This is a genomic window from Bradyrhizobium sp. NC92 (assembly GCF_025200865.1).
GTDB lineage: Bacteria > Pseudomonadota > Alphaproteobacteria > Rhizobiales > Xanthobacteraceae > Bradyrhizobium.
Genome location: NZ_CP104171.1, coordinates 6380132 through 6393926, shown reverse-complemented (window position 1 = coordinate 6393926; position 13795 = coordinate 6380132). Strand labels below are relative to the sequence as shown.

11 protein-coding genes are annotated in these 13795 nt (G+C 66.7%); 2 read left to right on the top strand and 9 right to left on the bottom strand.

Annotated features, from left to right (window positions below; all coding sequences use genetic code 11):
• Positions 1–124 precede the first annotated feature (124 nt).
• Positions 125–2290: an anthranilate synthase component I gene (locus tag N2602_RS30085; RefSeq protein ID WP_260380331.1), complete on the top strand. Its 2166-nt coding sequence runs from the start codon at positions 125–127 to the stop codon at positions 2288–2290.
• Between the two features lie 147 nt (positions 2291–2437).
• Positions 2438–2977, top strand: a complete 540-nt coding sequence (locus N2602_RS30080) for an adenine phosphoribosyltransferase (RefSeq protein WP_011085277.1) — start codon at positions 2438–2440, stop codon at positions 2975–2977.
• Between the two features lie 46 nt (positions 2978–3023).
• Here the strand turns inward: N2602_RS30080 and N2602_RS30075 are convergent, their stop codons facing one another.
• The 9 genes from N2602_RS30075 to smc all read right to left on the bottom strand — a co-directional run bounded on the left by N2602_RS30075 (position 3024) and on the right by smc (position 13656).
• Positions 3024–4058: an RNA polymerase subunit sigma-70 gene (locus N2602_RS30075; protein WP_260380330.1), complete on the bottom strand. Its 1035-nt coding sequence runs from the start codon at positions 4056–4058 to the stop codon at positions 3024–3026.
• A 42-nt stretch (positions 4059–4100) separates the two neighbouring features.
• A complete protein-coding gene (locus N2602_RS30070) occupies positions 4101–4847 on the bottom strand; it encodes an SDR family oxidoreductase (RefSeq protein WP_260380329.1) in 747 nt (248 codons plus the stop codon).
• A 163-nt stretch (positions 4848–5010) separates the two neighbouring features.
• Positions 5011–5343 carry a GIY-YIG nuclease family protein gene (locus N2602_RS30065; RefSeq protein ID WP_212259063.1) on the bottom strand — a complete coding sequence of 111 codons (333 nt, stop codon included), beginning with the start codon at positions 5341–5343 and terminating at the stop codon, positions 5011–5013.
• 83 nt (positions 5344–5426) lie between these two features.
• Complete coding sequence (locus N2602_RS30060) at positions 5427–6095, bottom strand: hypothetical protein (protein WP_172785966.1); 669 nt, start codon at positions 6093–6095, stop codon at positions 5427–5429.
• Positions 6096–6157: 62 nt separating this feature from the next.
• Positions 6158–6910, bottom strand: coding sequence for a hypothetical protein (locus N2602_RS30055; RefSeq protein ID WP_172785921.1), 753 nt, complete (start codon positions 6908–6910; stop codon positions 6158–6160).
• 208 nt (positions 6911–7118) lie between these two features.
• On the bottom strand, positions 7119–8333 hold the full coding sequence (locus N2602_RS30050) for a M48 family metallopeptidase (protein ID WP_260380328.1): 1215 nt from the start codon (positions 8331–8333) through the stop codon (positions 7119–7121).
• 32 nt (positions 8334–8365) lie between these two features.
• Positions 8366–8926 (bottom strand): LemA family protein, encoded by a 561-nt coding sequence (locus N2602_RS30045; RefSeq protein WP_212259065.1) that lies wholly within the window; start codon positions 8924–8926, stop codon positions 8366–8368.
• 138 nt (positions 8927–9064) lie between these two features.
• Entirely contained in the window at positions 9065–10045 is a 981-nt protein-coding gene (locus N2602_RS30040) for a small ribosomal subunit Rsm22 family protein (protein WP_260380327.1), read from the bottom strand.
• Positions 10046–10191: 146 nt separating this feature from the next.
• Positions 10192–13656, bottom strand: coding sequence for a chromosome segregation protein SMC (gene smc, locus N2602_RS30035; RefSeq protein ID WP_260380326.1), 3465 nt, complete (start codon positions 13654–13656; stop codon positions 10192–10194).
• Positions 13657–13795 lie beyond the last annotated feature (139 nt).

Below are 13795 nucleotides of genomic sequence, written 5' to 3'. Positions count from 1 at the left end.
ACCTCCTAACGAGGTGGCCGGTGCGATTTCATTTCTCAAAATCGCTAGAGGTCGCCACGCAGTGCGGCGGCCCGATCGTTTGTCCTGTGTGGCGTTCCCTCGGCAAGTTTCGTAAGAGGACGACATGAACAGGACAGTCTTTGCCCTCCCGGCCAGAAGTGAGTACGCGACCCGCGCGGGGCTTGCGATCACGCGCGTGGCGGAGCAATTTACCGGCGGCGCCAGCAGGCTCGACGACCTCATCAGCCTGCTCGACCGCCGCCGCGGCGTGGTGCTGTCCTCGGGCACGACCGTGCCCGGCCGCTACGAGAGCTTCGACCTCGGCTTCTCCGATCCGCCGCTCAAGCTCGAGACAGTCGGCGTCAATTTCAAGCTGGAAGCGCTGAACGCGCGCGGAGAGGTGCTCATCGCCTTCCTCGGCGACGTGCTGCGCGAGCCCTGCGTGGTGATCTCCGAGAAGACGGCGACGCGCCTTGCCGGCCACATCATCCGCGGCGATGCCCCGGTCGAGGAAGACCAGCGCACGCGGCGGGCCAGCGTGATGTCGCTGGTGCGCGACCTCGTCGCCGCCTTCTCCGCCAATGATGATGGCCTGCTCGGCCTGTTCGGCGCCTTCGCCTACGACCTCGTCTTCCAGATCGAGGACCTCGTGCAGAAGCGTCCGCGCGAGCAAGACCAGCGCGACATCGTGCTGTACGTGCCCGATCGCCTGCTGGCCTATGACCGCGCCACCGGCCGCGGCGTGGTGCTCACTTACGATTTCGCCTGGAAGGGCAAATCGACCGAAGGCCTGCCGCGCGAGACCGCCGACAGCCCGTACCTCAAGACGCCGCGCCAGGGCTTTGCCGATCACGCGCCCGGCGAATATCAGGCCACCGTCGAGACCGCGCGCGCGGCCTTTGCCCGTGGCGATCTGTTCGAGGCCGTGCCCGGCCAGCTCTTCGCCGAGCCCTGCGACCGCTCGCCGGCCGAAGTGTTCCAGCGCCTCTGCGTCATCAACCCGTCGCCCTATGGCGCGCTGATGAATCTCGGCGAGGGCGAATTCCTCGTCTCGGCGTCGCCCGAAATGTTCGTGCGCTCGGACGGCCGCCGCGTCGAGACCTGCCCGATCTCGGGCACGATTGCGCGCGGCCTTGATGCGATCGGCGATGCCGAGCAGATCCGCCAGCTACTGAACTCGGAGAAGGACGAGTTCGAGCTCAACATGTGCACCGACGTCGACCGCAACGACAAGGCGCGCGTCTGTGTGCCCGGCACCATCAAGGTGCTGGCGCGCCGGCAGATCGAGACGTACTCAAAACTGTTCCACACCGTCGACCACGTCGAGGGCATGCTGCGCCCCGGCTTCGACGCGCTCGATGCCTTCCTCACCCATGCCTGGGCGGTCACCGTCACGGGTGCGCCAAAGCTGTGGGCGATGCAGTTCGTCGAGGACCACGAGCGCTCGCCGCGGCGCTGGTATGCCGGTGCGATCGGCGCGGTGAATTTCGACGGCAGCATCAACACCGGCCTCACCATCCGCACCATCCGCATGAAGGATGGCCTGGCCGAAGTGCGCGTCGGTGCCACTTGCCTGTTCGATTCCGATCCCGCCGCGGAAGATCGCGAATGCCAGGTCAAGGCTGCCGCCCTGTTCCAGGCGCTGCGCGGCGATCCGCCGAAGCCGCTCTCGACCTTTGCGCCCGATGCCACCGGCTCGGGCAAGCAGGTGCTGCTGATCGACCACGACGACAGCTTCGTGCATATGCTCGCCGATTATTTCCGTCAGGTCGGCGCCAGCGTCACCGTGGTCCGCTATGTGCATGCGCTCGACATGCTCAAGCGGAAGAGGTGGGATTTGCTGGTGCTGTCGCCCGGCCCCGGGCGCCCTGAGGATTTCGGGATCAAGACAACAATCGACGCGGCGCTGGAGAAGAAGCTGCCGGTGTTCGGCGTCTGCCTCGGCGTCCAGGCGATCGGCGAATATTTCGGCGGCGAGCTCGGCCAGCTCACCCATCCCGCCCATGGCCGGCCCTCACGGGTGCAGGTGCGCGGCGGCCGGCTGATGCGCAACCTGCCGAACGAGATCGTCATTGGCCGCTATCACTCGCTCTTCGTCGAGCGCGACAGCATGCCGGAGGTCCTGAGCGTCACCGCCAGCACCGAGGACGGCGTCGCCATGGCGCTTGAGCACAAGACCCTGCCGGTCGCCGGCGTGCAATTCCACCCGGAATCGCTGATGTCGCTCGGCGGCGAGGTGGGGTTACGTATCGTCGAAAACGCGTTCCGGCTGGATGCTGGGGCGAATTGAGTATGACCGTCATTGCGAGGAGCCCGCGACAAAATTGCGAAGCAATTTTGCGCTGGCGACGAAGCAATCCAGGCTCTTGCCGCGGAGAAGATCTGGATTGCTTCGCTTCGCTCGCAATGACGGTGGAAAAGCCAGAGTGAGATAACCATGACCTTTGACCACGATCTGAAGGCGAGCGTCCGCACCATCCCGGACTATCCCAAGCCCGGGATCATGTTCCGCGACATCACCACCCTGCTCGCGGATGCGCGCGCGTTCCGCCGCGCCGTGGACGAGCTCGTCAATCCCTGGGCCGGCAACAAGATCGACAAGGTCGCCGGCATGGAGGCGCGCGGCTTCATCATCGGCGGCGCGGTGGCGCACCAGCTCTCGGCCGGCTTCGTGCCGATCCGCAAGAAGGGCAAGCTGCCGCATACCACGGTGCGCATCGCCTACTCGCTCGAATACGGCATCGACGAGATGGAGATGCATGTCGACGCGATTCAGCCCGGCGAGCGCGTCATCCTGGTCGACGACCTCATCGCCACCGGCGGCACCGCGGAAGGCGCGGTGAAGCTGCTGCGCCAGATCGGCGCCAACGTCGTCGCCGCCTGCTTCATCATCGACCTGCCCGAGCTCGGCGGCGCCGCCAAGCTGCGTGCGATGGACGTCCCGGTGCGCACGCTGATGACGTTCGAGGGGCATTGAGCGTGCTCGCCGCTACGGCGAGAGCCTGCGGCAAGCGCAGACCTGGCTAGGGCGGCGGCAAGCCGAAGGCCGGAAACAGCTCGGGCCCGAGCGGCCCCAGATAGACCGTCAGCGAGGCGATCCCGCCGTCCGCAGGCTCGATGACATGCAGCGAATGGGCGCGCCATGCCGGATCTTGATGGGTGCGCGCGTAGACACCGACAGCCGGCTGGCAGTTGGCGCCGATGGCGACCGCTCGGAAGCCGGCAAACCTGGTCCAGATGGTCTCGAAGAAAGCCCGAATGGCCGCGCGCCCCTGATACCACTCCCGCCATGGCGGCATGCTAAAGGTGGCGTCCTCCCGCAAGAGTTCTATGAAGCCGTCGAGATTGGCGGCCTGCCAGGTCTGCATGTAGCGCTCGAGCAGCAGTCCCTCCTCTCGGCTGGTCTGCGATCGACGGCGGGGACGTCCCTCGGGATATCGCGCCGCGAGGGTTGCGCGAGCCCGCTGCAATGCGCTGTTGATCGAGGCCGTCGAGCCGCCCAACAATCGCGCCGTTTCGACAGCCGACCATCCCAGGACGTCGGAAAGCAGCAGCGCGGCCCGCTGCCTGGGCGGCAGATCCTGGATGGCCGCGACGAAGGCGAGCTGCACGGCTTCGCGGGTCTCGTACCGTGCTTCCGGACCGGGCGTGTCGTCGGCGACGGCGGGAAGCTCCGCATCCGGGTAAGGGTCCAGCCAGGCAAGCTCGGCTGCGGGCCCGCCGGTGGCCGGCCCCTGCGAGGGAGGCCGTCCGGGCTGCTGGAGAAAGCGATGCGCCCTGGTCCTCGCCTTGAGGGCGTTGAGGCAGCTGTTGGTGGCGATCGTGTAGAACCAGCCGCGAACCGAGCCTCGCCCGTCGAACTCCGACCGCGCGCGCCACGCCCGCAGAAAGGTCTCCTGTACGAGGTCGTCCGCCTCGTGCAGCGAGCCCATCATGCGGTAGCAGTGGAGCTTGATCTCGCGACGGTGGGCCGCCGTGAAATGCTCGAAAGCCAGTCGATCGAGGAACGGCTGGCCTGGCTGGCCCAATGGCTCGAAAGGGCCAGGAGAGCCTGTCATGTCGGGCCTGCAGTGCTGAATTTAACCTGCATTCTGTGTGCCTCAGGCCGCCGGCGCAAGTCCGCTCCCGCTCACCATGAAGGAACTGCCTTCCGATTTACCGGTGGCGAGGGCAACCACCGCCCTTCCCACATCGGCCGGCGTTTGCATGTCGGTCATGCCCGCGAGAACGTCCGCGGGCTGGATGCCCAGATAGGCGGCATAGCCGTCGACGCCGCCCTTGCCCACGCGGGTGCCGGGCATGATACGCATGGGGGCCAGGTCCATGAAGCGCAGGCCCAGTCCGAGCCGATCCGACTCCTTCTGGCAATGACCGGCCAGGAAGATCTGCGCGCGCTTTGCTCCCGCATAACCGCCGGCAAATGGCGGTCCGCCGCTGAAGGCCGCGCCACTGGAAATCTGGACGATCCGTGTTCCCGGCTTGAGCGGACCTCGCAGCGCCGCCTTGCAAAAGAGGAACGACGCCTTGACGTCGGTTTCCCAGTTGGCGGAGAAGGCCTCCCAGGTCAGGTCCTGTATCGGCGCGCTGGGGGCAAGTGAGCCCGCGCAGATCACCAGGACGTCCGGCGCCAGCGCAGCGAAAACCTGACCCGGCGCTGTATCCTGCGTCGCGTCGGCCGCAAGGGTTCTCAACCTCGGCGTCTCGTTCGCCAATTGAGTCAGGGCTGCTGCTTCGCGGGCGACGGCGAGGACGGTCGCTCCCTCGCCGAGGGCGGCTTCCGCGATTGCGCGGCCGACGCCGCGGCTGCCTCCTACGACGACGACATTTTTACCTTGCAACGATCCCATGGATTACCCCCTGTCCGGGCCACCGGGATCATCCCGGCGCGCCTATGGATCAGGACAGCGCAGGCGGGCCAAAATCATCGGTGCGCCAAAGAAAATGTCAGGCGATCGACACGGCCCGCGAAAAGCGCCGATAGGGTGCGCGGCTGGTAGTGAACGTGGCCGACTAGATCGCTTCGGCGTTGAGGTCCGACCGCCAATGCAGCATGCGGTCCTTCAGGAGCGCATCGCGGATGTAGCTCGTTTCCTCCTCGTCCAGCCGCTCGCACTCGGCGAATGTCAGGCCAGTGGCGCCATGCGCGTTCCACGCCGCTTGAAGGGCGCGGCAGGGATGCCCGCCCTGGCGCAGCGTGAACCAGATCCGGTTGGCGACCTTCTCGAGATCAAACGCCTGCCCGACCCAGGCTTCGCCTGTCGCCACGCAGCGGACGACGTAGATGCCGACGGCGGTCTTGCGCTCCTTGTAGGCGGCAATCGCGGCCTTTCGGTCGATGCTCATGGGCTTGGTCTCGCGAGGAAGGGTGTCACGCGAGGTCATACAAGCCGCCGGGCCGTCGGTCAATATTGCCCGGGTAAAATAAATCAGGACCGTTGCAGGATCAGGCTGAGCTCGAGCTCGCGGAAGGCGAGGTAGTTGCGCCGGATCCACTGATGCAGCTCGGTGGAAGAGTCCTTCTCCTGCCGCAGATAGCCGGTGAAGGAGAAATTCAGCCGGTCGATATACGTCTTCAGGAAACCCGGCAGCGCCGGCAGGCGGAACAGCCGGCCACCTCCCATCGCCGGCGGCAGCTCGCCGCGAACGACATATTCGTTGTCCACCGTGACCAGGTTCATCCGCGGGATCTGCCCGCGCAACGTCTCGTGGGCGCGGGCCGAGACACGGTCGGTGTCGGCGACGAACAGGATCTGTGGTGCCACATGCCGGCGCGCCGCCTCCTTCAACAGGCCGATCTCGTCGGTCATCTTGAAGAACTCGTCGAAGGCGTGGAAGCCGAGGTCGATGACCTTGGCAACACCGTCATCGACGATGACGCGGTCCATCAGCTGCATCTTGCCGTAAGTGTCGATCACGTCGGCGGTCTCGGTCACCTTCGGCAGGTAATCGAGCAGCGACGGCTCCTTCAGATTGACGTCGAAGGCCGCGACGTTGCCGTTCTTGAGCAGCAGGAATTCTGTCAGCAGCCGCGCCAGCAAGGTCTTGCCGACCTGCGGGCGAGGCGAGCAGATGATGTAGACGGGCGTTGCGGGCATCGACAGCTATTATCTGGGCCAACTCACCGCCCAATCCAGCCGTATCCGCCCGGGGTCCGCAACTATTTTTCGCTGTTGCGGGTGACGGATTTCGAACCAACGATGTCGGTCAGGCGGATGCGGTCGAACTCGCTCCAGACGTTGGCTAGCCAGTGCCGGACATAGCCGCGCAGCACGAACGAATAGTTCGCGGCCTCGTCGTTGATGCCCTTGTTGGCGACGAATTTCAGGAACGGCACGGAAGACACCTCGACCTGCTCATAGGCCATTTCGTTGAGCTTGGGGATGGTCAGCTCGGTCGCGTCCTTGATGCGGTGGAAGTAGGAATTGTAGGTTGCCTGGTCCCATTGGAAGAACTGGGTGTCGTTGATGAAGTTCTTCACCAGGAAATATTTCGCGCCGGACATGAAGCCCGCGGTCTCCGCGATTTCCTCCAGCGAGGCGATCGAGGGTCCGAGGATGTGGAACACGGCGAAGGTGATCTGGCCCGCCTTGGCGGCGTCGAGGAAGCCGATGTCGCGCAGCGAAGCCAGCGCCGGCGAGAGCAGGCCGGCGCGGACGTCGATGACGGTGACCGAAGGGCTGACAGCGTTGAGCGTGTCGAAGATCTTCATCTGGTCGGCCGTCGTCGTCATGTCGACGATCTCGGTGATGTCGGGGTGGAAGCGCCTCAGGGTTCCGCGCGGCGACTCCGTGTCGAACGCCCGCGTCGGCACGTTGTTGGCCGAGAAATAATCGAGCAGGGTGCGCGATACCGTGGTCTTGCCGACCCCGCCCTTGTCCGCGCCCACCACAACCACTGCCGGCTTTGCCATTGCTGTCCCCTAACGCGCGCCCCCGATCGCGAGGTCGCAATCGGCCGGGCCCCAAATCGATGTCCGAAAAGACGTCCCGAGTCTGCTGTTGGGCGCGAACATGGCAGAAACAAGGGAGAATTCAATTCCTTGCGTTCCAGTCACGGCAATTCCCGAGGATATTCCCGATTGCCGGGAAACCTGCCGCATGAAGCGGCAAATCACGTCATCAGTGACGGCCCCACGGTCCCATCGGATTGGCTGCCGGGGCTCCAGAGGGGCTGGGCGCGGGAACGGGCGGCGGATTGGCGGGAGCGGCGCCATCGCCCCACGGCCCGTGCGAGAGCGGCGGCGGACCGTCCTGCGCCTCGGCCGGTTCGGTCTCGGGCTGTTCCGTCTCTTCGGTGGGGTCCGGCAGCGGACCGGGGTCATGGCCGCCGGCGAACTTGACCAGGGCGTCGACCCGGGACTGCACGGAAGGGTGGGTCGCGAACAGATCGGCAAAGCCCTCGCGCGGATTGTCGACGCAGAGCTCCATCACCGCCGAGGTCGCGCCTGGCAGCTCGCCGCGATTCTCGATCTTGCGCAGCGCCGAGATCATGGCATCCGGATCTTTGGTCAGCTCGACCGAGCCGGCGTCGGCGAGATATTCGCGTGACCGCGACAGCGCGAGCTTCACCACCTGCGACAGCAGCCAGGCCAGCACGATCAGCACGATGGCGATGATGATGACGATGATCGCACCGCCCCCGGAGCTCTTGCTGTCGCTCGAGGACGAGGACGACCGCGAGGACGAGGAGGAGCCCGAGGACCAGGAGCCGCCGGAGCCGGAGCTCCAGTTCAGATTCGTGAACAGACGGAAGAACAATTCGCCGAAGAAGCCGACCACGCCGGCGATGATGACGGCGACCACCATGAGCTGCACGTCGCCGTTCTTGATGTGGGTCAGCTCGTGGCCCAGCACCGCTTCGATCTCCTTGTCGTTGAGCGCATCGAGGAGACCCGTGGTCACCGTGATGGAATATTGCCGCGGATTGAGACCGGTGGCGAACGCGTTCAGCGCCGGGCTCTCCATGATCTTCAGCTTCGGCATGGTGATGCCGCGCGAGATGCAGAGGTTTTCCAGCAGATTATAGAGCCGCGGCTCCTCCTGCCGGGTGACGGCGTGGCCGCCGGTCACGGCGTCGATCATCGACTGGTGGAAGAAATAGGCGATCGCGACCCAGGCGATCGCCGCAACGGTCGCGAAGGGCGCGGCCTTCAGCAGGTCGGAGAATGCCCGGGTCAGATAATAGGCGACCGTGCCGTTGCCGTTGATGACGACCTCGGCCACCAGCGCGCCGGCATAGACCAGCACGTAGACCAGCGCGAAGAGACCGGCGAGCAGCAGCATCGAACGAAACTTGTTCGAGGCGATGTGCGTGTAGAGACCATACGCGGCCATGACGCGATGCCCTGCCGGCCTATCGGCTCAAATCAGAACTTCACCTGCGGCGCCGCCTCGACCTCGGTGCGGCTGGCGCCGAGATCGAAGAAGTCCTTCCTGGTAAAGCCGAACATGCCGGCGAACAGAGCTGCGGGCATCTGCTGGATGCCGGTGTTGTATTCCTGGACCGCGTTGTTGAAGAAGCGGCGGCTGGCTGCGATCTTGTTCTCGAGATCGGAGAGCTCGGATGCGAGCTGCTGGAAATTGGCGTTGGCCTTGAGGTCCGGATAGGCCTCCGACAGCGCGATCAGCCGGCCGAGCGCACCGGAGAGCTGGGTTTCGGCCGCGGACACCTGCGCCGGGCCCTGCGCCGACATCGCCGAGTTGCGCGCCTTGATGACGTCGTCGAGCGTGCCGCGCTCATGCGAGGCATAGCCCTTCACGGTCTCGACCAGGTTTGGGACCAGGTCGTGGCGCTGCTTGAGCTGCACGTCTATGTCGGCAAAGGCCTGGCCGACGCGCTGGCTCAGCGCCACCAGGCGGTTGTAGGCGCTGAAGGCGAACAGCACGAGGACGACGATGACGCCGAGAACGATCCAGCCGGTCGACATGAAGAACTCCTGAAGAGGGAAGAAGGCGGGCGCTAGGGTAGACCAAATTGACGCGAAGCGAGAGCCCGGCGCAGACGGGAGGTAGGACTTGGTCGAGTGGGGAGCCACCCGAGTTCAAGGGAAAAGCGGCAAACGGGGTTAACTTTCGGACAGGACGGCGTCGCCCCAGCGCCAACGCCTAGCACTTGCATAGGCCGCCTTGTCGCGCCGCGGCACTTTCGTTGGTGCGACACCTTCCTCCGTGCAGAGCTTGGCCATTATCTCGGCCTTGCCGATGTCCGGCGGCGCCAGCACGCGCGCGGCGCGGCTCGCGGGCGGGGTGCGGGTCAGTGCGACGTAGATGAAGCGCTCGTCCTCGAACGGCACCTCGGCGCCCTTGATCTGGCGGTGCGCCTGCGACCGCGGCAGGCGCTGGCTGAAATGGCACCAGTCGGGGGCGATGAGCGGGCAGGGCCTTTCGTGCGGGCATGGCGCGGCGACGAAGGCGCCAGCCGCGATCAACTGCTGGCGCAGCGCAAGGATGCGCGCATAGCCGGCCGGCGTGCCGGGCTCGATCACCACCAGCGCGTGGCGCGCTTTGGCCCACATCGCTTCCGCGAGCTTGCGCTGTTCGGCCTCGCCGAGCTCATTGATGACGTAGCTGGCGATGACGAGATCGGCTTGCGAGACTTCAGCGAGATTGCCGCTGGCATCGCCGGGCAGATAGCGGCAGTCCGCGAGGCGCGTGCTGTCGCGTGCGAGTTCGAGCGCGAGCCGGCTCAGCGTGGCATTGGCGTCGAGCAGCGTGAAATCCTGCAGCGACGGAAAGGCTTCCGCGGCCGCCCAGCTGGCGGTGCCCGGGCCGGCGCCGACGTCGAGCAATGTCTCGGGGGCGAGATCAGGCGCGATCTCAGTGAGCGCATTGAGGCTGGCCGCCACCGCCGCGTAGGTCGCAGGCATGCGCGCCAGCGCATAAGCGAGCGCATCGGCTTCGGACTTGATCGTGCCGGAGCCGCCGCCGGCGCGATAGGCGGTCGAGATTTTTTGCGAGCGCTGTGCCGCGTCGGTGCGGGAGAAGCCCTGGAGCTTGGTGTCAAGGGCGGCCTTCAGTTCAACGGGGAGGGTGGGGGCGATCATCATCCGCGGTCATGCCCAGCGCAGGCGGGGCATCCAGTACTCCGAGACAGTGCCGTCAACCGAGAAGGCGTACTGGATCAGTCCGCTCCAGTGCGCAATTTGCGCACAAGGCGGATGATGACGTCAATGGGTGTGGCGCGAGCGTAAGCTCACGCCACGTTCTGGTCGAGAATGTCCACGGCCTCGGCGAGGCTCACCGACACCAACTGCGAGACGCCGCGCTCGGCCATGGTGACGCCGAACAGGCGATTCATCCGCGCCATCGTGATCGGGTTGTGCGTGATGATGATGAAGCGGGTGTCGGTCGAGCCGGTCATCTCGTGCAGCAGGTTGCAGTAGCGTTCGACGTTGTGGTCGTCGAGCGGCGCGTCGACTTCGTCCAGCACGCAGATCGGCGAAGGGTTGGTCAAGAACACCGCGAAGATCAGCGCCATCGCGGTCAGCGCCTGCTCGCCGCCCGACAGCAGCGACAGCGTCTGCGGCTTCTTGCCCGGCGGCTTGGCGATGATTTCGAGGCCGGCTTCCAGCGGGTCGTCGCTCTCGATCAAGTGCAGCGCGGCCTCGCCGCCGCCGAACAGCTCGACGAACAGGCGCTTGAAGTGGTTGTTGACGACGTCGAACGAGGTCAGGAGCCGCTCGCGGGCTTCCTTGTTGAGGCTCTGGATGCCCTGGCGCAGCCGCTTGATGGCTTCGACCAGGTCGTCGCGCTCGGTGACGAGGCCGGTGTGCTGGGTCTCGACCTCGCGCAGCTCTTCCTCGGCGCGCAGGTTGACGGCACCGAGCCGCTCGCGGTCGCGGCGCATCTTTTCGAGGTCTTCCTCGATCTCGTGCAGCGGCGGCAGCTCGGCGCCGGGCTCGATCTCGGCAAGGCCGGCGACGGCCTGCGGCTCGACCTCGAGCATGTCGCGGATCTCGCGCTCGATGTCCTCCAGCCGGCGGCGGGCGCCTTCCATGCGCTCCTCGGCGCGGGCGGTGGCCTCGCGGGCACTCGACAAGGCCTCCAGCGTCAGCTTGGCGACACGGTCGGTCTCGGCCATTGCGGTTTCCGCGGTGGCGAGCGCGTCGGCGGCCATGCGGCGGTCGTTCTCGGCGTATTCGATCTCGGTGATCAGCGCGCTGCGCTTCTCGGCGAACACGGCGGGGGCGTTCTCGAGCTCGCTGCGCTCGATGGTGAGCTCGGCGATACGGGCCTGGATGGTGTCGATGTGGGAGGCCGCGCTCTCCTTGCGGTTCTGCCACTCGGTGCGTTCGGCGAGGATCGCCTGCACGCGGCGGTCGGCGAGCTCGGCTTCGCGTGCCAGCGCCTGCGCCTCGGCGCGAACCTGGGCGGCCATGCGGCGGCGGCCTTCGATGTCGCTGCGGACCGCGGCGAGCTGGGTCTCGGTGTCTTCGCTCGACGGCAGCTCGCCGATGCCGGCCTCGGCATATTCGTATGCGGCCTCGGCTTCGGCGCGGTCGGCGGCGAGACGGCTGTGCGCTTCCGACAGCGTCGCCTTGCGCGCGGCATGGCGGCTGATCTCGCGTTCGGCATTGGCACGGCGCTCGCGCGCGACGTTCAGCTCGCGCTGCGCGGCGCGCCAGGCTTCGCGGCTGGCGCCTTCGGTGCTGGCTGCCATCTGCAGCTCGGACTCGGCGTTCTCCAGCGCCTGGCGCTTGATCTGCGCGTCGATGCGGGCCTGCTCCAGCTCGTTCTCGATGTCGACGAGGCGGGCGCGCTCGGCAAGGCGCCGTGCCGCGCCGGTCGGCGCATGCGCGGCGGCGACGAAGCCGTCCCAGCGCCAGACGTCGCCCTCGGGCGAGACCAGCCGCTGGCCGGTCTTGAGCTGCGACACCAGCTCGGCACCGCGCTCGCGCGGGACGACGCCGATCTGCGCCAGGCGGCGCGCCAGCTCGGCCGGCGCCTGCACATGGTTGGAGAGCGGAACGGCGCCTTCGGGCAGCTCCGGATCGCCCTCGGTGTGTCCGACATTGGTCCAGCGCATCGGCGCCGACGGGTCGATCGGCGCATCGAGATCGTCGCCGAGCGCAGCGCCGATCGCTTTTTCAAAGCCCTTGTCGACGGTGATGCCGTCGATGATCGGCGGCCACAGATTCTTGGTCTCGCCGTTGACGATCTTGGAGATCGTGCGCGCCTCGGTCTCGAGCCGCTGCACGCGCTTGTCCGCTTCGAGCAGCGGCGAGCGCGATGATTCCAGCGTCTGGCGTGCCGCGACATGCGCAGCTTCGCTCGCCTGCGCCGCAGCTTCGGACGCGGCCAGCGTCTGCTCCGCGGTCTCGACCGTCGCGGTCAGCTCGTCGAGATCGCCGAAGCCGCCGGTCTCGGCGGCAAGCTTCTGCTCTTCCGCGGTGACGTTGGCGATCTCCTGGTCGAGACGGGCGAGCTTGTCGCGGTGGGTGCGGACGTTGGCTTCGAGCTGGTTGCGCTTGGCAGTGAGGTCGGCGAGCGCGGTGGTGAGCTCGGCGAAGCGCTGCTCGGTCTCGGTCAGCACCGCCTCGGCTTCGGCGACGCGCTCGTCGACGCCGGAGCGTTTCTCGACGCGCGACTTGATCTCTTCCTTCAGCTCCGCATCTTCCGCGTCGAGCCGCTGCAGCGCGACGTCGGCGTCCATGGTTTGTTGCTGAGCACGGGAAATGTCGCCCTCGAACTGGGCGAGGCGGCGCTCGAGCTCGGCGACGCGCTCCTTGGCGCGCTCTTCCTCACGGTCGAGCTGCTCGCGGGCATTGGTCAGGCGCTGCAGGCCGGCGGCGGCGCGCGCTTCGGCCTCGCGCAGCGCCGGCATTTCGGCGGCGCGGATCGCCTGGATGCGGGCGGCCTCGGCCTGGTGCTGGGTGCGCTCGGCCATCTCGCGCACGGCGAGGTCGTGGGTCTGGCCGGATTCGTTGACGTCCGCATGGGCGCCGATCCAGCGCAGATGGAACAGCGTGGCCTCGGCCTTGCGGACCTTGGCCGCGACCTCGCGATAGCGCACGGCCTGGCGGGCCTGCTTCTTCAGGCCTTCCATCTGGCCGGAGAGCTGGCCGATCACATCCTCGACGCGAGTGAGGTTGGTTTCGGCGGCCTTCAGCCGCAGCTCGGCCTCGTGACGGCGGGCATGCAGGCCGGCGACGCCGGCGGCGTCTTCCAGCACACGGCGGCGCTGCTCGGGCTTGGCCTGGATGATCTCGCCGATCTTGCCCTGGTGGACGAGGGCGGGCGAGCGCGCGCCGGTGGCGGCGTCCGCAAACAGAATCTGCACGTCGCGGGCGCGCACGTCGCGGCCGTTGATGCGGTAGACCGAGCCGGCCTCGCGCTCGATGCGACGGGAGATTTCCAGGATCTGGCTGTCGTTCATCGCCGCCGGCGCGGTGCGATCGGCATTGTCGATCGTCATCGTCACTTCGGCGTGGTTGCGCGCCGGACGGTTGCCGGAGCCGGCGAAGATCACCGCGTCCATGTCGGCGGCGCGCAGCGACTTGTAGGAGGTCTCGCCCATCGCCCAGCGCAGCGCTTCGACGAGATTGGACTTGCCGCAGCCGTTGGGGCCGACCACGCCGGTCAGGCCGGGCTCGATGACGAAGTCCGTGGGCTCAACGAAGGACTTGAAGCCGTGAAGTCGCAGGCGGGTGATTTTCATAAGCACGCATCTCTGTTGGCAGGCGCGAATCCCCCTGCCGGGACAATACCATGGAAGGCAATGTCGCTATCCGGGCGAGTCGCGCGAGGCGCCTCATGCGGCTGGACAATGGCCGCGGTGCGCCGCGAGGGCAACCGGC